27 protein-coding genes are annotated in these 25,700 nt (G+C 39.8%); 21 read left to right on the top strand and 6 right to left on the bottom strand.

The features are described 5' to 3' along the window. Window positions 1–31 precede the first annotated feature (31 nt). The 7 genes from ACPF7I_RS09865 (at window position 32) to phoU (ending at window position 8,019) form a co-directional block, all read left to right on the top strand. Window positions 32–1,246, top strand: coding sequence for an MFS transporter (locus ACPF7I_RS09865; RefSeq protein ID WP_430743512.1), 1,215 nt, complete (start codon window positions 32–34; stop codon window positions 1,244–1,246). A 61-nt stretch (window positions 1,247–1,307) separates the two neighbouring features. Next, on the top strand, window positions 1,308–3,461 hold the full coding sequence (locus ACPF7I_RS09860) for a peptidoglycan D,D-transpeptidase FtsI family protein (RefSeq protein WP_430743514.1): 2,154 nt from the start codon (window positions 1,308–1,310) through the stop codon (window positions 3,459–3,461). Window positions 3,462–3,575: 114 nt separating this feature from the next. Then, entirely contained in the window at window positions 3,576–4,547 is a 972-nt protein-coding gene (locus ACPF7I_RS09855) for a PstS family phosphate ABC transporter substrate-binding protein (protein WP_430743516.1), read from the top strand. 75 nt (window positions 4,548–4,622) lie between these two features. Then, the gene (pstC, locus tag ACPF7I_RS09850) at window positions 4,623–5,573 is read left to right on the top strand and encodes a phosphate ABC transporter permease subunit PstC (RefSeq protein ID WP_430743518.1); all 951 of its coding nucleotides are present in this window, start codon (window positions 4,623–4,625) and stop codon (window positions 5,571–5,573) included. Window positions 5,574–5,575: 2 nt separating this feature from the next. Further along, window positions 5,576–6,457 carry a phosphate ABC transporter permease PstA gene (gene pstA, locus ACPF7I_RS09845; RefSeq protein ID WP_430745914.1) on the top strand — a complete coding sequence of 294 codons (882 nt, stop codon included), beginning with the start codon at window positions 5,576–5,578 and terminating at the stop codon, window positions 6,455–6,457. Between the two features lie 27 nt (window positions 6,458–6,484). Then, on the top strand, window positions 6,485–7,297 hold the full coding sequence (pstB, locus tag ACPF7I_RS09840; RefSeq protein WP_085788252.1) for a phosphate ABC transporter ATP-binding protein PstB: 813 nt from the start codon (window positions 6,485–6,487) through the stop codon (window positions 7,295–7,297). A gap of 62 nt (window positions 7,298–7,359) precedes the next feature. Then, entirely contained in the window at window positions 7,360–8,019 is a 660-nt protein-coding gene (gene phoU / locus ACPF7I_RS09835; RefSeq protein WP_430743520.1) for a phosphate signaling complex protein PhoU, read from the top strand. A 35-nt stretch (window positions 8,020–8,054) separates the two neighbouring features. Here the strand turns inward: phoU and ACPF7I_RS09830 are convergent, their stop codons facing one another. Both ACPF7I_RS09830 and ACPF7I_RS09825 read right to left on the bottom strand, forming a co-directional pair. Beyond that, window positions 8,055–8,483, bottom strand: coding sequence for an endolytic transglycosylase MltG (locus ACPF7I_RS09830; RefSeq protein ID WP_430743522.1), 429 nt, complete (start codon window positions 8,481–8,483; stop codon window positions 8,055–8,057). Further along, window positions 8,480–8,758, bottom strand: a complete 279-nt coding sequence (locus ACPF7I_RS09825) for a hypothetical protein (RefSeq protein ID WP_430743524.1) — start codon at window positions 8,756–8,758, stop codon at window positions 8,480–8,482. Before ACPF7I_RS09825 ends, ACPF7I_RS09830 begins: the two co-directional genes overlap by 4 nt. Window positions 8,759–8,902: 144 nt before the next feature. Between ACPF7I_RS09825 and ACPF7I_RS09820 the strand changes: the two genes are divergently transcribed. From ACPF7I_RS09820 to ACPF7I_RS09795, 6 genes are all read left to right on the top strand, one after another. After that, window positions 8,903–11,293, top strand: a complete 2,391-nt coding sequence (locus ACPF7I_RS09820) for a sugar phosphate nucleotidyltransferase (RefSeq protein ID WP_430743526.1) — start codon at window positions 8,903–8,905, stop codon at window positions 11,291–11,293. Between the two features lie 80 nt (window positions 11,294–11,373). After that, entirely contained in the window at window positions 11,374–11,523 is a 150-nt protein-coding gene (gene rpmG, locus ACPF7I_RS09815) for a 50S ribosomal protein L33 (protein WP_021095202.1), read from the top strand. Between the two features lie 54 nt (window positions 11,524–11,577). Then, entirely contained in the window at window positions 11,578–12,150 is a 573-nt protein-coding gene (locus ACPF7I_RS09810; protein ID WP_430743528.1) for a 5-formyltetrahydrofolate cyclo-ligase, read from the top strand. 157 nt (window positions 12,151–12,307) lie between these two features. Next, complete coding sequence (locus ACPF7I_RS09805) at window positions 12,308–13,258, top strand: L-lactate dehydrogenase (protein WP_181520609.1); 951 nt, start codon at window positions 12,308–12,310, stop codon at window positions 13,256–13,258. Window positions 13,259–13,329: 71 nt separating this feature from the next. Next, window positions 13,330–13,524 carry a hypothetical protein gene (locus tag ACPF7I_RS09800; protein ID WP_430743529.1) on the top strand — a complete coding sequence of 65 codons (195 nt, stop codon included), beginning with the start codon at window positions 13,330–13,332 and terminating at the stop codon, window positions 13,522–13,524. Between the two features lie 59 nt (window positions 13,525–13,583). Then, entirely contained in the window at window positions 13,584–15,113 is a 1,530-nt protein-coding gene (locus ACPF7I_RS09795) for a rhomboid family intramembrane serine protease (protein ID WP_430743531.1), read from the top strand. Here ACPF7I_RS09795 and ACPF7I_RS09790 read toward each other — a convergent pair. Then, complete coding sequence (locus ACPF7I_RS09790; protein ID WP_430743533.1) at window positions 15,084–15,944, bottom strand: hypothetical protein; 861 nt, start codon at window positions 15,942–15,944, stop codon at window positions 15,084–15,086. The two genes, ACPF7I_RS09795 and ACPF7I_RS09790, sit on opposite strands and share 30 nt — an antisense overlap. A gap of 163 nt (window positions 15,945–16,107) precedes the next feature. Here ACPF7I_RS09790 and ACPF7I_RS09785 point away from each other — a divergent pair, with 163 nt between their 5' ends. The 5 genes from ACPF7I_RS09785 (at window position 16,108) to ACPF7I_RS09765 (ending at window position 21,897) form a co-directional block, all read left to right on the top strand. Next, entirely contained in the window at window positions 16,108–17,511 is a 1,404-nt protein-coding gene (locus ACPF7I_RS09785; RefSeq protein WP_430745915.1) for a spore germination protein, read from the top strand. A 109-nt stretch (window positions 17,512–17,620) separates the two neighbouring features. Next, window positions 17,621–17,854, top strand: a complete 234-nt coding sequence (locus ACPF7I_RS09780) for a YqgQ family protein (RefSeq protein ID WP_430743535.1) — start codon at window positions 17,621–17,623, stop codon at window positions 17,852–17,854. After that, window positions 17,839–18,804 (top strand): ROK family glucokinase, encoded by a 966-nt coding sequence (locus ACPF7I_RS09775; RefSeq protein ID WP_430743537.1) that lies wholly within the window; start codon window positions 17,839–17,841, stop codon window positions 18,802–18,804. Before ACPF7I_RS09780 ends, ACPF7I_RS09775 begins: the two co-directional genes overlap by 16 nt. A 267-nt stretch (window positions 18,805–19,071) precedes the next feature. Next, window positions 19,072–20,934, top strand: coding sequence for an LTA synthase family protein (locus ACPF7I_RS09770; RefSeq protein ID WP_430743539.1), 1,863 nt, complete (start codon window positions 19,072–19,074; stop codon window positions 20,932–20,934). Between the two features lie 93 nt (window positions 20,935–21,027). Continuing rightward, entirely contained in the window at window positions 21,028–21,897 is an 870-nt protein-coding gene (locus ACPF7I_RS09765; RefSeq protein WP_430743541.1) for a M14 family metallopeptidase, read from the top strand. 26 nt (window positions 21,898–21,923) lie between these two features. Here ACPF7I_RS09765 and ACPF7I_RS09760 read toward each other — a convergent pair whose 3' ends face one another. Then, complete coding sequence (locus ACPF7I_RS09760) at window positions 21,924–22,109, bottom strand: DUF2759 domain-containing protein (RefSeq protein ID WP_009373955.1); 186 nt, start codon at window positions 22,107–22,109, stop codon at window positions 21,924–21,926. A 130-nt stretch (window positions 22,110–22,239) separates the two neighbouring features. Here ACPF7I_RS09760 and ACPF7I_RS09755 point away from each other — a divergent pair, with 130 nt between their 5' ends. Continuing rightward, window positions 22,240–22,872: an MBL fold metallo-hydrolase gene (locus ACPF7I_RS09755; RefSeq protein WP_430743543.1), complete on the top strand. Its 633-nt coding sequence runs from the start codon at window positions 22,240–22,242 to the stop codon at window positions 22,870–22,872. Window positions 22,873–23,018: 146 nt separating this feature from the next. Then, the gene (locus tag ACPF7I_RS09750; protein WP_430743545.1) at window positions 23,019–24,089 is read left to right on the top strand and encodes a class I SAM-dependent methyltransferase; all 1,071 of its coding nucleotides are present in this window, start codon (window positions 23,019–23,021) and stop codon (window positions 24,087–24,089) included. Between the two features lie 28 nt (window positions 24,090–24,117). Here the strand turns inward: ACPF7I_RS09750 and ACPF7I_RS09745 are convergent, their stop codons facing one another. Further along, the gene (locus ACPF7I_RS09745; RefSeq protein ID WP_004889537.1) at window positions 24,118–24,360 is read right to left on the bottom strand and encodes a DUF2626 domain-containing protein; all 243 of its coding nucleotides are present in this window, start codon (window positions 24,358–24,360) and stop codon (window positions 24,118–24,120) included. Window positions 24,361–24,429: 69 nt separating this feature from the next. Then, window positions 24,430–25,128: a helix-turn-helix transcriptional regulator gene (locus ACPF7I_RS09740; RefSeq protein ID WP_430743547.1), complete on the bottom strand. Its 699-nt coding sequence runs from the start codon at window positions 25,126–25,128 to the stop codon at window positions 24,430–24,432. A 189-nt stretch (window positions 25,129–25,317) separates the two neighbouring features. Here ACPF7I_RS09740 and ACPF7I_RS09735 point away from each other — a divergent pair, with 189 nt between their 5' ends. Then, window positions 25,318–25,689 (top strand): Spx/MgsR family RNA polymerase-binding regulatory protein, encoded by a 372-nt coding sequence (locus ACPF7I_RS09735; RefSeq protein WP_430743549.1) that lies wholly within the window; start codon window positions 25,318–25,320, stop codon window positions 25,687–25,689. The last annotated feature ends 11 nt before the right edge of the window (window positions 25,690–25,700 follow it).

The following is a 25,700-nucleotide window of genomic DNA, read 5'->3' as shown; positions in this document are numbered from 1 at the left end:
CAAACTACTTGTCAAGAAAGGAAGTTTGCCTATGAATAGATGGAAACGAATGGTGGCGCATATTCGCACGCATCGACAATTGTTTCTTTTGTTAGCAATTGGCGGATTATATTCCCTTAGTATCGCCTTGTCGAACACGTTTGTAAACGTATATGTTTGGAAAAAAGTGAATAGTTTTCACGCTCTAGGTGTGTATAATTTAGCCATTGTCACATGGCAGCCGCTTGCATTTATCGTAGCTGGGCAAATCGCAAAAAAGATGGATCGTGTCATTGTGTTACGAATGGGTGTTACGTTTTTAGCATTCTTTTTTTTAGTCGTATTATTTAGCGGTGATCGAGCGATGAACCATTTATTTTTACTCGGCGGATTGCTTGGTATTGGTTACGGCTTTTACTGGCTCGCATTTAACGTATTAACGTTTGAAATCACTGAACCAAATACGCGTGATTTATTTAATGGATTGCTTGGTGCGATGACATCTGTCGCAGGAATGATCGGTCCACCGCTTGCAGGGTGGATCATTGCTTCAAGCGAGAAGTTCACCGGGTATATGGTCATTTTTTTAGCTTCTTTATGCTTATTTGTTGCAGCTGTCATTTGTAGCTTTTTTTTACAGCGGCGGCGTTCAGCAGGACAATTTGTCCTTCGTTCTGTATATGATGAGCGAAAGAAAAATAAAAATTGGAAAATGATTACAAACGCGCATTTTTTTCAAGGATTTCGCGAAGGAACGTTTGTGTTTATTGTTTCCATTTTTTTATTTATGGCGACAGGAACTGAAAAGTCACTCGGTGTATTTGGATTCGTCAATGCAGTTGTTTCGTTTATGACGTATTCTTTTGCATCAAAGTGGATGAAGAAACAATGGCGGTTGCGTGCCATTTTATTCGGTGGTGTACTGTTGTATGCTTCCGTCTTTTTAATTATTTTTGATTTATCATATGTAAAGTTAATCATCTATGGCGCGTTAATCGCCGTCGGATATCCTATTTTACTTGTTCCGTATTTGTCGCTTACATTTGACGTCATTGGTCAAAGCAATCATGCGAAGGAATGGCGAATTGAATATATTGTCATGCGGGAACTATTTCTAAACGGGGGACGTGCGACGTCTGTTTTATTGTTTTTATTAGCCATTACGTTGTTTGATGCAAAGGAGGCCATTCCATCACTCATGTTAATTGTTGGAGCGGGTCATTTCATTATTTATTTTTTTGTGCGACGTATTCGACTTTCGATGTAGAAATTTGCGAGCGTTTCTTTTACAATGAGGAAGGAGCAAGTAAAGGAGGTGCTCGCGTGTTTTGAAACAAATACAACATGCCCATAAAGCGAAGAAAAAGAAAAAACGAATGCAGTTGCCGTTTCGGTTAAACGTGCTATTTTTTGTTGTGTTTTTACTTTTTTCCGCGCTTATTTTACGATTAGGTGTGATTCAAATTGTTTATGGTGAACAATATCGAAAAGAAGTTGAACGCACAGAAAATGTAACAGTCAATACACCAGCGCCGCGCGGAAAAATTTATGATCGTAACTATCAAGTCGTCGTCGATAATGAGCCGCTTCATGCGATTACGTATACACGCACACAAACAACGAAGCCATCGGAAATGATTGAAGTGGCTAAAAAGTTAGCCACATATATTGAAAAGCCGACCGAACGTGTCACAGAGCGAGATATAAAAGATTATTGGATTTTAACAAACGAAGAAAAGGCAAAAGAAAAAATTACCGAAAAAGAATGGAAGTTGTTTCGCGAAAAAAAATTAAAAGATAAAGACATTTATCAATTGCAACTCGAGCGCATTACAGAAGAAGATGTAAAAACGATTAAAGAACGTGAGCTTGAGGTTGTTGCTATTTTTCGGGAAATGAATAGCGGATACGCTTTAACCCCGCAAATGATTAAAAATGAAGGAGTAACGGACGAAGAATATGCTGTTGTTAGTGAGCATTTAGAGGAGCTACCAGGTGTAGATGTGACGACAGATTGGAGTCGCCAATATGCATATGGTGATACGTTTCGTACAGTGCTTGGAAACATAACATCGTCAGAAGAAGGGTTGCCGCGCGAAAAGCTTGACTATTACTTAGCGCGCGATTATAAACGAAATGACCGAGTAGGAAAAAGTTATATTGAAGCACAATATGAAGATGTATTGCGTGGGCAAAAGGCGAAAATAAAAAATGTGACTGATAAGGCAGGAAACATTATTGAAACGATTGAAATATCGCAAGGACAACGCGGGAAAGATATCGTTTTAACGATTGATATGGAATTACAAAAACGCGTCGAGCAAATTATTGAGGAAGAATTAATGACAATGAAGCGACGCAGTGGAACAGAATTGCTTGATCGTGCTTTCGTTGTCATGATGGATCCAAATACAGGAGAAATTTTATCGTTAGCTGGAAAACGATATACACGCGATGAAAACGGAAAAGTTACATTAAAAGATTATGCCCTTGGGACGATTACATCTGCTTATGCGATGGGTTCGGCGGTAAAGGGGGCGACCGTATTGACAGGTTTTCAAACCGGTGTCATTCAACCTGGCACAGTGCTGATTGACGAACCGTTATATATTAAAGGAACGCCGACGAAAAAATCGCATAGCGGTATTCGTCCAGGACCGATGAACGATTTAAAAGCGCTTGAAATGTCGTCAAACGTTTATATGTTTAAAACAGCGATCGCGATTGCCGGTTCTACTTATCGCCCACATCAAGCGCTACCGATAAAAAAAGAAGCGTTTTCCATTATGCGACGCTACTTTAATCAGTTCGGTTTAGGGGTGAAAACAGGCATCGATTTGCCTGGAGAAATCATCGGATGGCCGGGACAAAGTACACTTCCAGGACACTTGCTCGATTTAGCCATTGGACAGTTTGACGTATATACACCGATTCAAATGGCGCAATACGTTTCAACGATTGCGAATGGCGGATATCGCATTCAACCGCATGTTGTCAAAGAAATTCGTGAACCAATTAGCGAAAAAGATCAAATAGGTAACATCATCTACTCGTTCGAACCGAAAGTGTTAAACCGAATTGATATGAAAACAGAGTATATTGAGCGTGTGCGTGAAGGCTTTTATCGCGTCATGCACGGTTCAAACGGAACGGCGCGTGCCTTTTTCGCAAATGCTCCGTATGATCCAGCAGGGAAAACAGGAACGGCACAGGCGTTTTATGATGGACCGATCCAATCAAGACGAATGACGCCAACATACAATTTAACGTTAGTTGGCTTTGCACCTTACAATAATCCGGAAGTGGCGTTTGCTGTCGTTGTGCCATGGGTATATCAAAATGCGAGAAACCATTATCCGATTAATAACTATATCGGAAGAAAAATTTTAGATGCGTATTTTGAGTTGAAAAAGCAACGTCAATCTGGTCAACCATCTCCTACTGAACCGTTGAATAATGAGGAACAAACAATGGAAAGATAAAAGAAAGCGAATTTACAAAAGCTTAACATTCGTTTAAAACGAATTTAATACCTTTCCATTATTCTATAACTCGTGGGACAAAACAAATTGAAAAAAGTAGGGGGAAATCAAAAGATGAAGAAAAACAAATGGTTTGCACTCGCAGGTGTAACAAGCGCTGTACTCGCATTCACAACAGCATGTGGTGGAGGCGCTGAGCAAGGCGGCGAAAATGCGGAAGGTAACGCAGAAAAATTAAGCGGAAACGTTGTTGTTGACGGATCATCAACCGTTTACCCAATCGTTGAAGCAGCCGCTGAAGCGTATGCGGGTGAACAACCAGATGTAAAAGTATCTGTTGGTTTATCTGGAACAGGTGGCGGATTTGAAAAGTTTACAAAAGGCGAAACAGATTTTTCAAACGCTTCTCGTCCAATTAAAGATGAAGAAAAGAAAGCTGCTGAGCAAAACGGTATTGAATTTGAAGAGCTTCAAATTGCGTTTGATGGTCTTTCCGTTTTAGTGAATAAAGATAACGACTGGGTTGATTATTTAACAGTTGATGAGTTGAAGAAAATCTTTACATCAGGTGCAGTAAATGGTGATGACAAAGTGAAATGGTCAGACATTCGTCCAGAGTGGCCAAATGAAGAAATTAAATTGTTCTCTCCAGGACATGACTCTGGTACGTTTGACTACTTTGATGAAGTCATTTTAGATGGACAACCGTTAAACAAAACAGCTCAACTATCTGAGGATGACAACGTGCTTGTTCAAGGTATTGCAGGAGATAAAAACGCTCTCGGTTACTTTGGATTCGCGTACTACGTTGAAAATAAAGATAAATTGAGAGCTGTGCCAATCGATAACGGAAACGGTCCTGTTGAGCCAACGCACGAAACGATCCAAAGCGGTGAATATGCACCACTTTCTCGTCCGCTATTTACGTATGTGAACGTGAAAGCGTTAAAAGAAAAAGCACAAGTGTATGATTTTGCAAAATTCTTGTTAGAAAACGGTGCAGAATTTGCTGAAGAAGTAGGTTATGTCGCACTTCCACAAGAAGAGTATGAAGAGCAATTGAAGAAACTTGAAGGGTTAAAATAACAAAACGTAGAGATAAGAAGCGACGGTAGTGTCGCTTCTTATCTTGCCATGAATTTGGAAAGGGGTTTTCACATTATGGCGATGACAGATGGGAATCGTTCATATTCTGTCCGTGAAATGATTAAAGAGAATAAGAAAAAACAAAACGGACAGCAGTTTATTGAATGGTTAATGCCAAAATTGCTATTGTTGACAGCAACCATTTCTGTTTTAACGACAATCGGCATTTTATTTACGTTATTGTTCGAAACGTTTATTTTCTTTGAACGAGTATCTATTGTAGAGTTTTTAACGAGCAAAGAATGGCTTCCATGGGATGAAAAAACAGGTTCGTTCGGTGTCGCTCCGCTTGTGACAGGGACGCTTTTAACGACAGCAATTGCAATGCTTGTAGCGATTCCGATCGGTTTAGCTTCAGCGATTTACTTGAGTGAGTATGCGTCTGAAAAAGCAAGGAAAGTATTAAAACCGATATTAGAAGTGTTGGCGGGAATTCCGACGATTGTGTACGGATTTTTCGCATTAACGTTCGTTACACCGCTTTTACAAAAATTCATTCCTAATTTAGGAATTTTTAATGCTTTAAGCCCAGGGATTGTCATGGGAATCATGATTATTCCAATGGTTGCTTCTTTGTCTGAAGATGCGATGAGTTCCGTGCCGAATTCGATTCGTGAGGGGGCGCTCGGTCTTGGTTCGACAAAACTAGAAGTGGCATTGAAAGTCGTCCTTCCTGCAGCGACATCGGGTATTGCAGCATCGTTTATGCTTGCGATCTCTCGTGCTGTCGGTGAAACGATGATTGTAGCAGTAGCGGGTGGTTCATCTCCGGTCTTTACATTTGATGTAACGAAATCGATTCAAACGTTAACAGCATACATTGTTCAAGTAACAACTGGAGATGCCGGATACGGTACAACGGTTTATTACAGCATTTATGCAGTCGGTATGACGTTGTTTGTATTTACGTTAGCTATGAACTTACTCGCGCAATACATTTCTCGTCGCTTTAGGGAGGAGTATTAATGATGGAGAAGTTAATTGATAAACAACGTGTCGTTCAGCATATGAACGGTCGCCTGTTGAGAAATAACGTGTTAAAGTTTTTATTTTTCTTAGCGACGTTGTTTGGACTTATTGTTCTCGTCGTTCTTCTATATCGGATATTCACTCAAGCAATTGGCTGGCTAAATGTTGACTTTTTAAATAACTTTCCGTCCCGTCGTCCTGAAAACGCAGGGATTAAAGCGGGGTTAATCGGTTCGTTATGGCTGATGGTCATCGTTGCCCCTGTCTCGCTCATTCTTGGAGTTGGGACAGCGATTTACTTAGAGGAATATGCGAAAAAAAATCGTTTTACAGATTTTATTCAAACGAACATTTCGAACTTAGCAGGTGTTCCGTCAATCGTATTCGGTTTGCTTGGTTTGACGATTTTCGTTCGTGAACTCAATTTAGGTCGTAGTATTCTTGCGGCTGGTTTGACGATGAGTTTGCTTGTTCTTCCCGTCATCGTTGTTGCGGCACAAGAGGCGCTTCGTGCCGTGCCGAATCAGTTGCGCGAAGCATCATATGGTATGGGAGCAACGAAATGGCAAACGATTTATCGCATCGTTCTTCCAGCAGCGATCCCAGGTATTTTAACAGGTAGTATTTTAGCTCTATCCCGTGCTATCGGTGAAACAGCACCCCTTGTCGTTTTAGGGATCCCGACGTTTTTAGCGTATTTGCCACGTGGTATTCTTGATACATTTACTGTCATGCCGATGCAAATTTACAACTGGACATCGCGTCCACAAGCTGACTTCCAAAACGTTGCAGCAGCTGGAATCGTTGTCTTGCTCGTTGTGCTCATCTTTATGAACTCGATTGCTATTTTCATTCGCAACAAGTTTCAAAAACGTTATTAATTGCTCGTTGAAAGGGGAACTTATTAAATGGAATTGACAGTTGTGAAAGAACGTAAAAATAAGCAAGCTGAAGAACGAAGCGAAAAAAACGTGGTGTATCGCACGAAAAATTTAAATTTATGGTACGGCGAACATCATGCGCTAAAAAATATAGATCTAGATATTTACGAAAATGAAGTAACAGCCATTATCGGCCCGTCAGGATGCGGAAAATCAACGTATATTAAAACGTTAAACCGAATGATTGAACTTGTGCCGAGCGTACGTACATCTGGAGAAATTACGTATCGTGGCCGCAACATTTTCGATAAGTCGTATCGTGTAGAAGAATTGCGTACGCAAGTTGGAATGGTATTCCAAAAACCGAACCCGTTCCCGAAATCGATTTACGATAACGTTGCATACGGTCCGCGCATTCACGGTATTCGTGATAAGAAAATTTTAGATGAAATCGTCGAAAAAAGTTTGCGTGGTGCGGCCATTTGGGATGAAGTAAAAGATCGTTTGCACACGAATGCGTACGGATTATCAGGTGGTCAACAACAACGTTTATGTATTGCTCGCTGTTTAGCGATTGAGCCAGATGTTATTTTAATGGATGAACCAACATCTGCGCTTGACCCTATTTCAACATTAAAAGTAGAAGAGCTTGTGCAAGAATTAAAGAAAAACTATAGTATTATTATCGTCACACATAACATGCAACAAGCTGCTCGTATTTCTGATAAAACGGCCTTCTTCTTGAACGGTGAAGTGATCGAGTATAGCGACACAGATAAACTATTCTCGAATCCAGACGATAAACGAACAGAAGATTACATTACAGGTCGATTTGGATAATCGGATCAAAAATCGTGCGGGCGTACTCGCACGATTTTTTCAAAATAAAAGGGGGAGTGAACATGGCTGTACGTGAAAAATTTGATGACGATTTACAAACGTTGCGCGATCAACTATTACAGCTCGGAAGTCTGGCAGAAATTTCATTAACTCAATCGTTTGAAGCGTTAAAAACAAAAAATAACGATTTAGCATTACAAGTGCTTGAAAACGACACAAAAATTGATTTGCTTGATGAGGAAATTAATGATTTTGCGATTTTATTAATTGCGAAACAGCAGCCGGTTGCCATTGATTTGCGCCGCATTATTGTCGCCATTAAAATTGCCACAGATGTTGAGCGCATGGCAGACTTTGCAGTCAATATTGCAAAATCAGCTATTCGCATCGGTGAACAGCCGTTTGTCATTTCGCTAAATAAGTTAGAAAAAATGCACGACATTGCGGTAAATATGCTTTCGTTAACGTTAAAAGCATATTATGAGGAGGATGTCGTCGCTGCGAAAAAAGTAGCCGATATGGATGATGAAGTTGATCGTCTGTACGGTGAAACGATTCGGGAGTTGCTTGAACGCACAAAAGCACATCCAGATGCGATGTCGCAAATTACTCAGCTCTCGTTTACAGCACGTTACATTGAGCGCATTGCAGACCATGCGACAAACATTGCTGAAAACGTATTTTATTTAGTCAAAGGGAAACATTATGATTTGAATGACTAAATGAAAAGGATGTCCTCGCGCGTGTGTGGACATCCTTATTTCGTTATTTGTCGTGCAATTTGTTCATAAGACATGTCGTTTGTTATGACGTATGTGCCAGGGCGTATCGCTCGCGTTAATTGATGTGCATCTAAATACGTTAAAAACGACTGGGCGTCATCAATAATATGCGCTTGTTGTAGACGCTCTGCAATGTCGCGACTTGCTTCCCCTTTCTCGATCGTTAACGTATAAATGTACGTTTCTTTTTGAGGTGGTGTCGTTTTTTCTGTTTCTTTTTTTAATTCTTTTTTTAATTTTTCTAGTGCATCCGCTAGTTCGTTTCGTTCAGCAATGAGCTGTTCGTATTGTTTTTCGTTTACGGTATTATTTTTTGATTGGTTATGATTTGTATAGTACATTGTAGCGATTATCGTTGTAGCAAACAATATCCCAGCCGCAAATGCACGCGTTGTCCTTTTCATCGTTCATTCCTCGCGATCATCATATTCACCTCGTCTATCGGCATGTTAAGCTTACGAGCCATTTGTTCTTCATTTGAAAACGGCTCGATTCCGACAAGCAACTCTTCTTCAAGTGCTTTCACTCGCTTTTTTACTTCGTATAATTGTTGCATGGTCGATAATGTTAGCTGTTCTACTTGTTCTTCTACTTCTTTGACGGGATCTTTTTGGAAGAAAGAAATAAGCAATAGTATGATAGCAAAAGAAGCGAGTCCAATGAATGTATATTCGATCATGTCTTTCACCCCACTTTATTATACATAGGAATGTAGTTATCATGCATCATTTTCGTGTCAAATCGACAATTTTCATCTATTGTCCGCAAGTAGCGATCATGATATGATGGAAAAAAGTGTGCTTTCACTTGGGGGGGATATGTTGTGAAAGCGGTTATTATGGCAGGGGGAAGAGGAACGCGATTACGTCCGTTAACTTGCCATGTTCCGAAGCCGGTCGTACCGATTATGAATAAACCTGTGATGGAGTATAGTATTGAGTGGTTAAAACAATATGGAATTACACATATTGCTGTAACTGTTGAATATTTAAGTGACGAAATTATTGAATATTTCGGGGATGGACAGCGGTTTGGTGTGCATCTTCATTATTTTGAAGAGGCGATGCCACTTGGAACGGCAGGAAGTGTAAAACATGCGCAGTCGTTTTTAGATGATACGTTTGTTGTCATCAGCGCAGATACGTTGACGACGATCGATTTACAGCAAGCGATCGACTTTCATTTCTCCAAACAATCATTAGTTACCGTTCTTATGCACCACGAAGCGACTCCTCTTTCATATGGTGGAATTGTAACAGATCGACACGGGAAAATTATTCATTTTGTAGAAAAACCAAAATGGAATGAAGTGTGTACTGATTTAGTGAATACAGGCATTTACATTTGTCACCCAACTATTTTTGATTATATGCCACAACATCCACCTTACGATTTTAGTCAACATCTTTTTCCATATCTCGTTCAACACGAATATCCGATATACGGATGGCAAGCAGATGGATATTGGTCCGATATTGGCGTCATTGAGCAATATCATCAAACACACATCGATTTACTGAATCAACGTTTCGTTCCTTCTCACTATAAAGAAATTGCCCCTGCTGTATGGGTTGGCAAGGGGGTTAAGATTGCACAAGGGGTAAAATTGGAAGGACCGATCATGATCGGAGATGACGTACGTATTGATGACTACGCAACAGTTGGACCTTACACGGTCATCGGCCCACGTTCAGTGATTAGTAAATATGCGTCGTTAAAACGATCTATTGTTTGGTCGGACGTATATATTGATCAACATAGTGAATTACGCGGGGCGATCGTTGCTAATGATGTATACATCGGCAAAAAAAATGAAATATTTGATTATGCGGTCATCGGAGCAAAATGTAAATTAGAAAATAAAGTGAAAGTGCAACATGAAGTGAAAATTTGGCCAAATAAAACAATTGCCGAAAAAACGAAAGTGAAACATTCGGTTGTATGGGGAGAACAACATACGAAAACGTTGTTTAGTGAACAAGGAATGAAAATGCGGGCATATATTGATGCCCATCCGCTATTTATGACGAGACTTGCTTCCGCGTACAGTAGCCTATATGAAAAGGAAAGCCGCATATTAATCGGCTTTGATGCCCATCCATTTTCGAGATCAATGAGTATGTTATTTGCCGAGTGTTTACACATGTATGGCATGCATACAAACATATATGAAGGCGGATATTTGCCAGCTTTTCGTTATATTGTGCCCCATAAACAGTATCATGGCGGTGTATTTATTACGATGAATGAACATGATGAAGTGATTGTTGACATTTATGATGAATATGGCTACCCGATCGATCGAGCGATGGAACGAGCTATCGAACAACAAATGAAGCATGAACATGCTTGTTACGTGTCATTGACAAGAATGGGTGAGGCGATGAAGCAAAAAGAAAAAGACGAATTGTACGTTCGCGCCTTACGACAATGGATTCCTTTTTCGTCATCGGAACAATGGAAAGTAGTCGTTTGTAGCTCCCCTTTGCTACGGGAAATCATTGAACATACACTTCAGTCGTTTGCCATTCAAGTCGTTTGGACAGAACATCGAGATGAAGAACATATTCGCAAGCAAATTAAACGTGAGCATGCTCATTTTGGAATCGTATTTGATCGTTCAGGCGAACGTTTTCGAATTTTTGACGGACAAGGAACGGCATTGACGAATGAGGAAGTCATTTCATTGCACGTATTAGTATCGCTTTTATTTAGTGAAACGAAAAAAGTCGCTGTGCCTTCTTGGGCCCCATCGATGTTGCATACATTAGCGGAACGTTTATATGGGGACATTGTGTATGTCAAAGATGCGAGACGAGATTTTTTGTTTGCCCATCACCATGAGCCGTTTCATTTTTATTTTGATGGACTGTATGCGTGTGTGCAACTGTTCCATTTGTTAGCTATTGAACGTTGTTCTCTTCGGGCCGTTGTTTCGTCCATCCCAACGATTCATTTATCATGCCGTGATGTTTATTGCCCATGGCATGAACGAGCAGCTGTCATGCGCAAATTGTTAGAAGAATGTTATGACAAACATGTTGATTTTACAGATGGCATAAAAGTGTATCATGAAGATGGCGCATGGACACTCATTTTACCAAAGGTAGATGAACCGACGTTAACGATTTATTCTCAAGCGACAAATGCCCAAAAAGCAAAAGAATATACGAAATACTATATAAAGAAAATTCGACAATATCAAAACGTATAAAATTCATATGGAAATTGTTTAAGAAAAATGATATGATGGAAAGGTGTGATTATAATACTTTTGTTTGGAGGGAAAGAACGATGCGTGTAAATATTACGTTAGCATGCACAGAATGCGGCGAACGCAACTATATTTCAACAAAAAATAAGCGCAATAACGCAGAGCGCCTTGAATTGAAAAAATATTGCCCACGAGACAAAAAAGCAACAGTTCATCGTGAAACGAAGTAAGCAGTAGGATTTTTTTCCTGCTGCTTATTTTTTTATAAAACAGGGGGAAGGATAATGGATAAGAAACATTTCCGACAACAGATGAAACAACGTCTCTTACATATGACAAAAAAAGAGCGAAAGGAAAAAGAGAGCATTATTCACGACATATTATTTCAGAAACATCATTGGAAAAACGCGCATGTGATCGGTATTACGATTTCAAGACAAATCGAAGTAGACACGATTTGTATTATTAAACGAGCTTGGCAAGAAGGGAAGAGAGTTGCCATTCCGAAATGCAATGTGACAACAAAACAAATAACGTTTCGTGAAATTCATTCTTTTGAACAAATGGAGCGCTCTTTTTTTGATTTATATGAACCGATTGTAGAAGAAACGAAAGAAGTACAAAAACATGAAATCGATTTGTTATTTGTTCCAGGCCTCGCTTTCGTTCGACGCGGATATCGTCTTGGCTACGGTGGAGGATATTATGATCGTTATTTAGCGGATTTTCCTAATGACACCCTTTCTGTTGCATATGACTGTCAAATTGTTTCTACGTTGCCGGTTGAAAAACATGATATTCCTGTCAAAATGATCATTACGAATGAAGGAATAATCATTTGTGAAAGCGAATCATAAAACAGCATAAGTGTTTTCATATTATACAGGAGAAAAAATTAACAAAATGTTAATAATTCATGCCCCATAAACTTTGTGAAACAGTGTACAATGTAAGTGTGAAACAGATAAACAATGCACATATTGTAAAATGACATATACGAAAGGTGGAAGGAACATGTCAAATAAAGTAAATCGTGTTGTTTTAGTTGGGACAGGTTTTGTCGGTTCAAGTTACGCGTTTGCCCTTTTAAACCAAGGGGTGACAGAAGAGCTCGTTCTTATTGACATTAATAAAGAAAAATCTGAAGGGGATGCGATGGACTTAAACCACGGTATGCCGTTCGCTCCATCACCAACAAAAATTTGGTTTGGTAATTATGAAGACTGCAAAGATGCAGACATTGTTGTGTTAACAGCAGGGGCAAATCAAAAACCGGGAGAAACACGATTAGATTTAGTGGAGAAAAACACGAAAATTTTCAAAAACATTATTGATCAAGTCATGGCGAGTGGATTTAATGGAATTTTTCTCGTTGCAACAAATCCAGTTGACATTTTAACATATGCAACATGGAAGTTCTCTGGCTTACCGAAAGAGCGCGTCATCGGTTCAGGAACGATTTTAGATACAGCCCGTTTCCGTTATTTGCTAGGGGAATATTTCGATGTCGATACACGTAACGTACATGCTTATATCATTGGAGAACATGGCGATACAGAATTGCCGGTTTGGAGCCATGCGTTTATCGGCTGCCGCCCAATTGCTGATATGATGAAAGAAAAACCACAATATAAACAGGAAGATTTAGACAACATTTTTGTGAACGTGAGAGATGCAGCGTATCAAATTATTGAACGAAAAGGTGCAACATATTACGGTATTGCCATGGGACTTGTTCGTTTAACAAAAGCTATTTTACAAAACGAAAATAGCGTGCTTACTGTTTCGGCCTACTTAGAAGGACAATATGGTCAAAACGATATGTACATTGGCGTACCGGCGATCGTAAACCGTAACGGTATCCGTGAAGTCGTTGAATTGCAATTGAATGAAGAAGAAAAAGAAAAATTTACTCATTCTGCAACGGTGTTAAAAGATGTGATGAAACGCGTGGGGTTGCAATAGGTTGTCTCATAACGAGGCAACCTTTTTTATAATTTTAATGAGAAAAGGGAACGGTAAACATGAGGAGGAGGGTGAGCATATTGAATGGAAAAACATTGATCGCGGCCTTCGTTGTAGCACTTGTTCTTTATCGTTTTCGCTATCGGCTATTGAATGGAATTTTGAAACGGGAAGCAATTCAAAAGCGAGTAGTTCAATGGGGAATGTCTATTCCGTTTATTCGCCAACGCCTTGTACCAACATTGTTTTTACAAAAGTACAAATAGTTGCGCTTTGTAAAAGAGTGTGGTAAAAGAAGGGTATGATAGCGAAGGGAGAGGGAAGGTTGAGCATTCGCTTTGATTTTGTATATTGGCAAATGACGTTTCAATTTTTGCAAGCGAACTATGAAATCGTGTATTTATCGCCTGACGAACGAGAAGTTTGGTTGCAGTCTACGCGTGAACGAAAAGCCCCACTCGTTCGTCTCGTTCGTACGGACATCGATTGGAGCGTATCATTAAAAAATGATATGCAACGCGCCATGACAGCCGTTGATGAATGGCGGCGGGGGCAATTTCGCCGTCAGCTTCAAGTTGTTAACGTATATGTCATGATGTACCCTCCTGTTGACGATTGGGAGCTGTACGTTCATCGCCCGTTAACGACTGAACGAGTACATATGAAAACATTTGTGGTGCATATAAACAATATGTATGCCGTACTACATGAACTAAGCGCATTGTTTCACCAATCATTGAAAGTATATATACCGGATGACTCCCCGATGTTACAAGACGAATTACGAGCATTTAAACAGCACGTTTTGTCGTTTGCTGAACGATTGTATGAAAATGAACGGCGCATATTTGAGCGTGGAAAAACGAGATTTACATACGTATTCATCGCCTTGCAAATTGTGATGTTTTTTGTTTTAGAATGGAACGGTGGAAGTACAAATACGTTAACACTTATTGAATACGGTGCGAAATTTAACCCGCTCATTTTACAAGGGGAGTGGTGGCGCTTTTTTACCCCGATCGTTTTGCATATCGGTTTTGTACATCTGCTTATGAATACGTTTGCATTATATTATTTAGGCCCGCTTGTTGAAAAATTGTACGGTTCGTTTCGCTTTTTAGCCATTTATCTTTTTGCTGGTTTTTCAGGCTCGCTCGCTAGCTTTTTATTTTCTTCATCCGTATCTGCGGGAGCGTCTGGGGCGATTTTCGGGTGTTTTGGAGCTTTGCTGTATTTCGGAAAGGTGCATCCACATTTGTTTTTTCGAACAATCGGCATGAATGTGTTGACGGTCATTGGGATTAATTTAGCGTTTGGTCTCGTTGTTCCAAATATCGATAATGCCGGCCATATTGGCGGCTTAATCGGTGGATTTTTAGCTGCAAGCATTGTCCATCTTCCAAAAGAGCGTGCCCGTCTTGGACAATGGTTGGCTGCTTTGTTCACAGGGGTCGTCACCGCTATTTGTTTATATATTGGCTTTCAACGACCGCCAGCAGATCAAGCGCAACTCATTTTGGCGTTGTCAAAGCAGTACATCGATGAACAGGCATACGGTGAAGCTGAACAAATGTTGACAATCATCAATGAACGAGATGCACAAGCATATCAAGCAGATTTTTTACGTGCGTATATTCGTATTCAACAAAAAGATTACGATGCTGCGAAACGGTATTTATATGCTGCCATTGAAAAAAACGACCGTTTTCATGAAGCATTTTATTATTTAGCGTTATTGTATGCAGAAGAAAAAAATTATGAAAAAGCAAAACAAGCAGTAGAACGTGCATTGCACATTCATCCAGACGATGAACAATATAAACAATTATTGTTTGAAATCGAGCAATTGCTTTAATATGATCAGTTCTCCATCTGCTGTTTCTGTCACGACAAACAGCTTGCTGTAATCTTTTTTAATTAAAATAAGCGGAACGGTGCTGCCGATTGGGGATTCCATCGAACCGTTCTGTTTTTTTATGCCTAAAAAATAATTTTTGTATAATCCTTCCCATAAGTTTCCGATCATCGTCTCTGTTTCATTTGTCGTTAAATCCATAAATGGCTGTTCATTATATTGAACAAGCTCGGTTAAGTACAAATGGTAATAATCGTCCTTTGACAAGATGGTTGCCATTTGGTTAGCGGCTTTGTTGACAATGGCTTGTGTTTGTTTATTTAATGTGCTAGCCCATTTTTTTTGTTCGTTCGTCGCTGGCTTGTGAAACGATTGAAGCAGTGCAAAGGATGAGTCTATCACATATAATACATCTCCGCTCATTTTTTGACTACTTCGAATATCATTGCCGTTATGCAGTTCCCCTTGATGGTATGAAATAGCTTGAAATAATCGACTTCCTTTTTGTTCGAGTTGTTTTTGTTGAATAAGTTTTTTTCCGTTTTCTTTCCATTTCGATTGGATAGCAATAAGCCGCCCATTAGCAAATAACAAAGAAATATCTTGTCGTAAGTAGGCGGTTCGATCGAGCGATGAAGTGACGATCCAATCGATGATGTAGCGTGTTTCTTTCTTTTTTGGGTGCAACGATAATTTCGTTTGCGTCTGCGTAAAGCGAACAGTTGGATCGATCGGAAAAAACATAATCGTCTCACGAGCTGGTCGCTCAAACGTTTGGATAATAACGACAAACACGAACAGCAATATAAAAAGTGATAATAGACGTTTCATCTCATTCCTCCGGTCAAGCTTACATTTATAAAAAATGTATGTGTGCATGAAAGGAAATATGTATGAATGAATGGTGATATGTCAAAGATGGATGGTAGTAAATGTAAGGTGGGTGATCGAAGTGAATCGAGTATCTTCACGTCTTTCAGAAAACGTTTTATATATGAAAGAAAAGCTTGGGGTAGGGAAAAGTTTTGACGTCATTTATTTAGATGTGCATTATGCTGGAAAAGATATGGCGTTATTTATGATTGACGGATTTGTCAAAGACGATATTCTCCATTACTTAATGAAACTGTTATCTGAATTACCGGATGGGGCGTTAGATGAGCAACCGTTAAATAAGTTATTAAGAACGCATCTTCCATATGTTGAATTGGATGAAACAGATAATTTCGAGCGGGTCATTGATGGTGTGCTTGCAGGACCGACAGCTTTGTTCGTAGATGGGATGGCAAAGGCGATTTTAATTGATGCACGCACATATCCAGTACGCGGACCGCAAGAACCAGATATGGAACGTGTCGTTCGGGGGGCACGTGATGGATACGTGGAAACAATTGTATTTAACACAGCTTTAACGAGACGACGAGTACGCGACCGTTCATTACGAATGGAATATATGCAAATTGGTCGCCGTTCAAAAACAGATGTATGTATTTGTTATATTGAAGATATTGCAAATTCGACGATTGTTGAAGAAGTAAAGCAATCATTAGCCAAAATTGATACAGACGGTTTGCCGATGGGAGAAAAAACAGTGGAGGAATTTATTTCGGGAAGGCACTTCAATCCGTATCCTGTCGTTCGGTATACTGAAAGGCCAGATACAGCTGCTGCTCATTTATATGAAGGGCACGTGCTTATTTTTGTTGATGGATCTCCGAGTGTATTAATTACACCAGCAACGTTTTGGCATCATTTACAACACGCGGAGGAATACAGGAATAAGCCGATTGTTGGCGCATATTTACGTTTCGTTCGTTTTCTTGCGGTATGGCTATCTATTTTTTTATTGCCGCTTTGGTATATGTGGATGAAAACGCCACAACTCGTTCCACACGCTTTATCGTTCGTTGCAAAATCAAGTGAAGGAAACATTCCGTTGTTTGGACAAATATTGCTCATCGAATTTGGACTAGATATGTTGCGGATGGCAGCCATTCACACCCCATCTGCCTTAGCGACAGCCCTTGGACTCGTTGCTGCGCTAATGATTGGTGGAATTGCGGTAGAAGTTGGCTTATTTTCTAACGAAGTCATTTTATATTTTGCGATGGCTACTATTGGGACGTTTGCAACACCAAGTTATGAACTCGGATTAGCGAACCGGCTCGTTCGCCTTGCCTTGCTTATCGTAACTGCGTTATTTGGTGTCGTTGGATATGTCGTTGGGATTACGATATGGCTTGTGATGCTTGCGCGCATGCAATCGTTCGGTGTTCCGTATTTATGGCCGTTTATTCCATTTTCGTATCGAGGAATGCGCGATGTACTTATTCGCTCACCGATTCCGTTAAAAAATCGTCGTCCAACTGTCTTACATCCGAGAGATCCAGACCGGTAAAAATGTGAAAAATATCGCAAAGTCATTGTTCAGTTCTTGACGACCTTTTGTTTTCCTTATACATTTAGAATATGTAGATTGAAAACGCTTATACACATAGGTGAAGAAAATGAAATCTGTATATGATGTGCAACAGTTGTTAAAAAAATATGGAACGATCATTTACGTCGGTGATCGCCTTGCTGATTTAGAGTTGATGGAAGAAGAAGTGAAAGAATTATTTCAAGCGCAGCTCATCGACGTGAAAGATTATCAAATGGCGCTTCTCATTTTGCGTCATGAAGCGCAAGTTGAACGAGAAAAAAGAGAAAAAGGGATGAAAGAGCAATGGAACAATGGTTAGTCGGTGTAGATTTAGGTGGAACGACGGTAAAATTGGCGTTCGTGAATATGTATGGGGAAATCATTTGCAAGTGGGAAATTCCTACAGATAAATCGGAACAAGGGAAACATATTACAACACATATTGCAAAAGCGATTGATGAAAAGTTGCGTGAATTAGATGAATCAAAAGAGCGTCTTGTCGGTATTGGCATCGGTGCACCTGGGCCAGTCAATATGGCGACAGGAGACATTTATGAAGCAGTAAATTTAGGTTGGAAAAACTTCCCTTTGAAAGACCGATTAGAAATGGAAACAGGACTTCCTGTCATCGTCGATAACGATGCCAACATTGCAGCAATTGGGGAAATGTGGAAAGGAGCAGGGGATGGCGCGAAAAATTTAATTCTCGTTACGCTTGGCACAGGTGTTGGTGGCGGTGTGATTGTAAACGGTCAAATCGTGCACGGAACAAACGGTGCTGGCGGAGAAATTGGGCATATCACTTCCATTCCAGAAGGAGGAGCGCCTTGTAATTGCGGCAAAACAGGATGTTTAGAGACGATTGCTTCAGCCACAGGTATCGTCCGTATTGCGACAGAACGGTTACAACAAACGGATGAACGAAGCCGTTTGCGCCATGTATGGAACGAAACAGGGGCTATTACAGCAAAAGATGTGTTTGATGCAGCGAAAGAAAACGATGCATTCGCGTTACAAATCGTCGATGAAGTGACATTTCATCTCGGCTTAGCGCTTGCGAACTTAGCGAACGGTTTAAATCCAGAAAAAATTGTGATCGGTGGCGGCGTTTCCAAAGCGGGAGATTTATTAGCGCAAGCGGTTGCTCGTCATTTTAAACGTTTTGCGTTTCCGCGCGTTGCTGAGGCTGCCGACATCGTCATTGCTACGCTTGGAAACGATGCGGGCGTGATTGGTGGGGCATGGCTTGTGAAAACAAATATATTGTAAAAACAGACGAGAAAATCGTCTGTTTTTTTGTCGAAAATTTGTCGGTAAAAAACGTCTTGCATTTTCATAAGAAAAGGTGTAAAACAGTCGTATGTGGATGCGCGACTTGTCTATTATATCGCTTATCGTTTAAGATAACAGTTGCTTTTTTGTTAAGAAAGTATTAATATTGTCTTTGGTTAAGATAAAAAAATGTAAAAAAACGGATGTGCCTCATACAGCATAGAATGAGCATCGGATGTGAATGGATTAAAGGAGGGAGAGCATATGAAAAACTACCGTTTTGTTCTTTTAACGGTATTGCTTTTATGGTTAAAGACGTATTTAGTCTATAAAAATAGTTTCGATATAAAAATTGAGTCATGGAAGCAGGAGTTCATTTTATTTATTAGTCCATTAAGCTTCCTGTTATTTATTTTTGGGCTTGCTTTATTTATGAGCGAAAAAAGACGGAATCGCTATATTGTCATCACAAGTTTCATTGTTTCATTCGTTTTGTATGCGAACGTCATGTTTTACCGATTCTTTAGCGACTTTATTACCATTCCTGTGCTGTTCCAAACGAACAACATGGGCGATTTAGGAAATAGTGTATTTGAATTGATGAACGTTTCTGACATATTCTTTTTCCTTGATGTTGTGTTGCTTGCTTGGATGGCGTATAAAAAAGTGTCCATTGCACAGTATGTGCCAGCGACAAAACGATTCCGCCGCACGTATTTTATTGCGACAGTGGCACTTGCGTTATTTAACCTAGGATTGGCGGAAACGGAACGCCCACAATTATTAACACGCACGTTTGACCGCGAAATGTTAATTAAAAACTTAGGTATATACAACTATCATGTGTATGATATTATTTTGCAGTCGCGTTCAAAAGCGCAGCGTGCATTAGCGGATAGTAGCGAATTAGCAGATATTCAAAACTACATTAATGCCAACGAAAAAGCACCGAATAAACAATTGTTCGGCATTGCAAAAGGTCGCAACGTCATCATCGTTTCGATGGAGTCGTTACAAAGTTTTGTCATTAACAATACTGTAAATGGACAAGAAATTACGCCGTTTTTAAATGACTTTATTAAACAAAGTTATTACTTTGATAACTTTTATCATCAAACAGGACAAGGAAAAACATCTGATGCTGAGTTTCTCATTGAAAACTCGTTATACCCACTTGGTCGTGGTGCTGTCTTTTTCACACATGCGACAAATGAGTATAACGCAACGCCAGAAATATTGAAAAACTACGGCTATTACTCGGCTGTGTTCCATGCTAACAATAAAAGCTTTTGGAATCGTGATGTAATGTATCAATCAATGAAGTATGATCGCTTCTTCTCGATGACTGATTATAACATCACGGAAGAAAATTCAGTTGGCTGGGGATTAAAAGACATCCCGTTTTTTGAACAATCTGTCGAACATTTAAAAACATTGCCACAACCATTTTATACAAAGTTTATTACATTAACGAACCACTTCCCGTTTGAATTAGGGGAAGAAGATAAAATGGTTCCAGAGTACACATCAAATAGCCGAACGTTAAACCGTTATTTCCCAACGGTTCGGTATATGGACGAGGCGTTAAAAGTATTTATTGAGAAGCTGAAAAAAGAAGGATTGTATGAAAATTCTATCATCATTCTTTACGGCGACCATTACGGCATTTCGGAGAACCATAATAAAGCGATGGCTCAATATTTAGGTAAAGATGAAATTACGCCATTTGATCACGTTCAATTGCAACGCGTTCCGTTGATCATCCATATTCCAGGTGTGACAGATAAAAAGCCGAAAGTGATTTCAAAAGTGTCTGGACAAATTGATGTGAAGCCGACATTGCTTCATTTGCTAGGCGTTGATACACGCAATCAAATTCATTTTGGTGAAGATTTATTCTCAAAAGACAAACTTGACTTTGTTGTTCTTCGTGACGGTAGCTTCGTGACAAAAGATTATGTATATACGAAAAACGCATGTTACGATAAAAAAACAGGAACAGAAGTCGATGTATCTTATTGCGAGCCGTATATGGAGAAGGCGCGGCAAGAGCTTGATTACTCTGACAAAATTGTATATGGTGACTTGTTGCGTTTCTACAATAAACAACAAGAAAATAAACAATAAGCTAGCTCTTAAGACAGGGCTAGCTTTTTTTCTTTTTAGCTATACATACGGACAAATGTATCGTTCATACAATGCAACAAGGGGGAGAGAGCGATGTACGATTTTTCGACATTGATGCGTGATATCGAACAGCTAAAACATCATTCGATTGTTCGGATACATGAAATTGGACGAAGTGTGCTAAACAAACCGATCATTGAATTGCAAATTGGCGAAGGAGAAACATATGTGCATATGAACGCGTCTTTTCATGCGAATGAATGGATTACATCAGCAGTTGTGATGGCGTTTGTGCGCGACTATGTGCAAGCATTCAAGAATAAACAACATCTTTGTGGATACGATGTGCAATCATTGTATAAAAAAACGACGTTATCAATTGTGCCGATGGTAAATCCAGATGGAGTTGATCTTGTGTTACATGGAAGGAAAGCGGCTCAACATTATGAAGAAGAAGTGCTGCGCATCAATGAAGGAAGTGAAGATTTTTCACAATGGAAAGCAAACATTCGGGGGATAGACTTAAACAATCAATTTCCTGCGAAATGGGAAGTAGAGAAAGAAAGAAAAGTTCCGAAAGCCCCCGCTCCTCGTGATTTCCCTGGTTTTTCTCCGTTAACGGAACCAGAAGTGCAAGCGATGGCAACGTTGACAATGGAGCGTGATTTTTTAAAAGTATTAGCTTTTCATACGCAAGGAAAAGAAATTTATTGGGGATATGAACAATGTGAGCCGCCCGAAGCAGAAGAAGAAGTGAATGAATTTGCGAAGTGGAGTGGGTATGTACCTGTTCGTTATATTGACAGCCATGCAGGATATCGCGATTGGTTTATTTTCAATTGGAAGCGATGTGGGTATACAATCGAGCTTGGCGAAGGGGTCAACCCGCTTCCGTTTTCCCAATTTCATTCTATTTACAATGAAAGCCTCGGTATTTTTATGACCGCTCTTGCTCGTACGTAAAAAGACGCCGATACGTTGGCGTCTTTTTAATGGGCAACTGGATATCCGTGATGAATAACAGTCATAATTGTAAACCAACCGAATACAGCAACAGTGCCGATCCCGAGCAATACGCCAAGGAAATTTTTCTCGCGCAACGAACGGATCACACCGTAAGCAGCGAGCAATGTGACTAACGTAAAAATCACCACTAAAATAATTCCTGTTGGCATAACTTCCCCTCCTTATGTACACCAATTATTCCTTTTTCATTGTAATCGTTTTTGTTGCGTTTGTCGAGGTGCAAAACGTATGTTGTTCGTGTACAATGAGGATAGAATATACAGAAAGCGGGGAAATGAGATGAAGTGGGAGCGGATTCCTTTAGGTCCATTGCAAACAAATGCGTATGTGCTTGTTCATGAAAATGGGACGTGTTTAATTTTTGATCCAGGTAGCGAAGGAGAAAAATTAATTCAACATATTTTGGCAAACCGTTGGACACCGTTAGCTGTGTTGCTCACACATGCTCATTTTGATCATATTGGAGCTGTGGACGATGTAAGAAACCAATGGTCGATTCCTGTATATGTACATAAAAAAGAACAACATTGGCTCACAGATCCAATGAAAAATGGCTCTTTATTGTTTATGGGAGAAACGATTACTGTAAACGAAGCTGACGTGTTGCTTGAAGAAGAGCAAACGTTGACGATTGGTGATTTCTCGCTTCAAGTGCTTGAAACACCGGGACATTCTCCGGGTAGTGTATCGTACTACGTAGAAGACGCTCAAGCAATCGTGTCAGGGGACGTATTATTTTCAGGAAGTATCGGTCGCACCGATTTACCAGGAGGAAATTACGAACAGCTGTTGCAAAGTATACATCGCCAGCTCCTTGTTCTTCCTGAAGAAACGGTTGTGTTATGTGGTCATGGTCCAGAAACAACGATCGGGGCAGAGATGGATACGAATCCGTTTTTGAACGGTTTTTAGGCAAAAAAAATCCCTTCTCCATACAGAGAAGGGGGTTTGGGGGATGTTTTTATTCCTATAATGGGAGGGGATATAGTTAAGCTACTAATTTAACAATATAACAAATTTAACACTATGTCAATAGTGAAAAAGGGTGTAGATAAAAAATGTTAGAAAAAATGAGAAACCAACGTTTGTCATATGCCGATTACATGAAGTTAGCGTTGTATGATGAACAATACGGATATTATATGCAACAAAAAGAAAAAATCGGACGTGCAGGAGATTTTATTACAACGAGCAACGTCGGACATATCATTGGGCATGTATTCGCGGGCGTGTTTATTCGTTTAATAGAAACATATGATGTTCCGCCATTTATATGTGAAATCGGCGGAGGGACAGGTCGATTTGCTTATGCCGTTTTAGAACAGTGGAAGCGCCAATCGCCGGACACGTTTGAAAAAGGCAAATATACGATCGTTGAAACAAGTCCGTATCATCGGAAAAAACAAGAGGAAACACTCGCTTCATGGATTGATCACGTACATATTGTTTCGAGTTTTGCTGAGCTTTCTACTCCTTTTTGTGGAATCGTATTTAGCAATGAATTATTTGACGCTTTTCCTGTTCATGTCATTGAAAAACGGAACGGCCAAATATTTGAATGTTTTATTGCAGTAGAGGAAGATCGGCTTGTTGAACAGTGCGCTCCGCTTGAAAACGAAGAAATTGTTGAATATATCGTGGAGCGGAACATTCAGCTCGTTGATGGGCAACGATTTGAAATCCCGTTAGCGATGAAAAAGTTTATTTTTGAGCTTGATCAAGCAATTGATGAGGCGATCATTTTTACAGTTGATTATGGGTATACAGATGAAGAGTGGAAACATCCAGCACGAAAACAGGGGAGTTTACGTGGTTATTACCGCCATCAGCTTATTGATGATCCGCTTCGCTATCCGGGAGAAATGGATCTTACGACGCATATTCAATGGGATGCGTTACGTTTTTATGGGGAGCAAGCGGGCTGGGCATTTATCCATTTATGGCGTCAAGATGAGTTTTTATTGCGGGCAGGTATTTTAAATAAACTCATTGAACATGATGATCCGAATCCGTTTTCTGAGCAAAGTCGACATAATCGCGCCATCCGAGCACTCGTTATGAGCGATATCGGGAAAGCATTTCAAGTGATGGTTCAACAAAAGAAAATAAATGTTCCAATTTTTACATAAAAAAGCGATGAGGTGCACTCATCGCTTTTTACTCGCCCATACCAGGGACCATCATAAACGTTGTCCAGTACGTAAATCCGGCAAAAAAGACCGTTAAATACGCACCGAAAATGTAAATGTACATTCTTTCTGTTAATTTTAAGTAGCTTAACAAAAGAAAGAATCCTGTTTGGCCGAGGAACAATAATGACGTTGTATGCATATGGCCAAGATAAAACATGACAGCAAAAATTCCTGTCCAAAATGACAAGACGCGGAACATACGATCCATATGTATCCCTCCTTTTCTGACCGTTTCCCTTACTTATTATAATGTACTTGAAATGGTTGTGTAAACGTTCTATTTTTTTAGGATGGCTTGATACGTACATGAATTGCAGCCTGATGGCATAATTTCTTCTGTGACTAGCTCAGCGTTTGTAAACAATACTTCTAACATCCCTTTTAAAAAGGCATTATGCATATAACAGACGGAATCCGGATGTGAAAATGCAAGTTCTTTAAACGGACAGTTGAAAATTTCAAAATAAATTTTCCCTTGATGTTCGCTATAATGGAACGTCGGATAAAATCCTGCTGCTTCGGCCGCTTTTTGTAAAATGTTCATTTTTTCTTCCACACTTAATTGATCAAGCGTTTGCATCGATTGAACGTGTTGTTGTACAAGTTCTTGACCGAATAACTTTCCTGTTTCATACAGCGCTTGTTTCCCTGCTTCTCCGAGTTTCATCATCGCATGGATCGCAATTTTTGATAGCAGCTGGTAGTCGCGAAACGGAAAGTGAAGCTGAATGACATCATCAGATAGGCGGTATAGTCTGCTCGGTCTTCCACCTTTTCCTGTCTTTTTCGTTTCGGATACAAGCATATTGACATCCTCAAGTTTTGTTAAATGAAGACGAGCGACGTTTGGATGAATATGAAAAGCATCAGCAATTTCTTGAACGGTTACTTCTTGGTGTTTTCTAGCAATATACTGATAAATTTCGTAACGAGTTGGATCGGCAAGGACGCTTGTGATTTTTAGTACTTGGTCCATTATGTCTCACTCCTATATGTTCATTCATTTACATTATAATACATGTATTTCCACAATGGAAATGCATATATAGGTCTTTTTCCTTATCTTTTTGCAACGTTCACAAAGTTTTAAAACAAATTTCTGTACAAATGTTAAACAAACATTGTACAATATGTATAACATGAGTGGAGAGAGGAGTGTGTTGTCATGCTGACTGTATATATGCACCCGAGTTGTACATCGTGCCGAAAAACAAAAAAGTGGTTATGCGCCAACAATATTGAATTTCGTGAGCGTCATTTGTTTCGTGAAACACCGACCTATGAAGAATTGTTGCACTTATTGTCATTAACGACGGAAGGAATTGATGAAATTTTAGCGACGCGTAGCCAATCATTTAAGCAACTTGTTGAAAATGTTGAAGAGTGGCCGTTATCGAAAGTCGTTGAGCTGCTTGTGAAAGAACCCCGTCTCCTTCGTCGTCCAATCATCACAGATGGTAAACGGCTCGTTGTTGGCTATAACCCTTCAGCGTTAAAAAACATAGCAAAAAAATATCGTCGCGCATGTGTTTCATGACGTTCACCCGT

The organism is Anoxybacillus dikiliensis (genome assembly GCF_050613275.1).
Classification (GTDB): Bacteria; Bacillota; Bacilli; order Bacillales; family Anoxybacillaceae; genus Anoxybacillus.
This window is presented reverse-complemented; position numbering and strand designations above follow the sequence as displayed.

What these genes read in the sequence shown, in the direction of transcription:
- ACPF7I_RS09865 (WP_430743512.1), top strand. Translation starts at nt 32, where the DNA reads ATGAATAGATGGAAACGAATGGTGGCGCATATTCGCACGCATCGACAA.
- ACPF7I_RS09855 (WP_430743516.1), top strand. Translation starts at nt 3,576, where the DNA reads ATGAAGAAAAACAAATGGTTTGCACTCGCAGGTGTAACAAGCGCTGTA.
- pstC (WP_430743518.1), top strand. Translation starts at nt 4,623, where the DNA reads ATGGCGATGACAGATGGGAATCGTTCATATTCTGTCCGTGAAATGATT.
- pstA (WP_430745914.1), top strand. Translation starts at nt 5,576, where the DNA reads ATGGAGAAGTTAATTGATAAACAACGTGTCGTTCAGCATATGAACGGT.
- pstB (WP_085788252.1), top strand. Translation starts at nt 6,485, where the DNA reads ATGGAATTGACAGTTGTGAAAGAACGTAAAAATAAGCAAGCTGAAGAA.
- phoU (WP_430743520.1), top strand. Translation starts at nt 7,360, where the DNA reads ATGGCTGTACGTGAAAAATTTGATGACGATTTACAAACGTTGCGCGAT.
- ACPF7I_RS09830 (WP_430743522.1), bottom strand. Translation starts at nt 8,483, where the DNA reads ATGAAAAGGACAACGCGTGCATTTGCGGCTGGGATATTGTTTGCTACA.
- ACPF7I_RS09825 (WP_430743524.1), bottom strand. Translation starts at nt 8,758, where the DNA reads ATGATCGAATATACATTCATTGGACTCGCTTCTTTTGCTATCATACTA.
- rpmG (WP_021095202.1), top strand. Translation starts at nt 11,374, where the DNA reads ATGCGTGTAAATATTACGTTAGCATGCACAGAATGCGGCGAACGCAAC.
- ACPF7I_RS09810 (WP_430743528.1), top strand. Translation starts at nt 11,578, where the DNA reads ATGGATAAGAAACATTTCCGACAACAGATGAAACAACGTCTCTTACAT.
- ACPF7I_RS09805 (WP_181520609.1), top strand. Translation starts at nt 12,308, where the DNA reads ATGTCAAATAAAGTAAATCGTGTTGTTTTAGTTGGGACAGGTTTTGTC.
- ACPF7I_RS09790 (WP_430743533.1), bottom strand. Translation starts at nt 15,944, where the DNA reads ATGAAACGTCTATTATCACTTTTTATATTGCTGTTCGTGTTTGTCGTT.
- ACPF7I_RS09785 (WP_430745915.1), top strand. Translation starts at nt 16,108, where the DNA reads ATGAAAGAAAAGCTTGGGGTAGGGAAAAGTTTTGACGTCATTTATTTA.
- ACPF7I_RS09780 (WP_430743535.1), top strand. Translation starts at nt 17,621, where the DNA reads ATGAAATCTGTATATGATGTGCAACAGTTGTTAAAAAAATATGGAACG.
- ACPF7I_RS09775 (WP_430743537.1), top strand. Translation starts at nt 17,839, where the DNA reads ATGGAACAATGGTTAGTCGGTGTAGATTTAGGTGGAACGACGGTAAAA.
- ACPF7I_RS09770 (WP_430743539.1), top strand. Translation starts at nt 19,072, where the DNA reads ATGAAAAACTACCGTTTTGTTCTTTTAACGGTATTGCTTTTATGGTTA.
- ACPF7I_RS09765 (WP_430743541.1), top strand. Translation starts at nt 21,028, where the DNA reads ATGTACGATTTTTCGACATTGATGCGTGATATCGAACAGCTAAAACAT.
- ACPF7I_RS09760 (WP_009373955.1), bottom strand. Translation starts at nt 22,109, where the DNA reads ATGCCAACAGGAATTATTTTAGTGGTGATTTTTACGTTAGTCACATTG.
- ACPF7I_RS09755 (WP_430743543.1), top strand. Translation starts at nt 22,240, where the DNA reads ATGAAGTGGGAGCGGATTCCTTTAGGTCCATTGCAAACAAATGCGTAT.
- ACPF7I_RS09750 (WP_430743545.1), top strand. Translation starts at nt 23,019, where the DNA reads ATGTTAGAAAAAATGAGAAACCAACGTTTGTCATATGCCGATTACATG.
- ACPF7I_RS09745 (WP_004889537.1), bottom strand. Translation starts at nt 24,360, where the DNA reads ATGGATCGTATGTTCCGCGTCTTGTCATTTTGGACAGGAATTTTTGCT.
- ACPF7I_RS09740 (WP_430743547.1), bottom strand. Translation starts at nt 25,128, where the DNA reads ATGGACCAAGTACTAAAAATCACAAGCGTCCTTGCCGATCCAACTCGT.
- ACPF7I_RS09735 (WP_430743549.1), top strand. Translation starts at nt 25,318, where the DNA reads ATGCTGACTGTATATATGCACCCGAGTTGTACATCGTGCCGAAAAACA.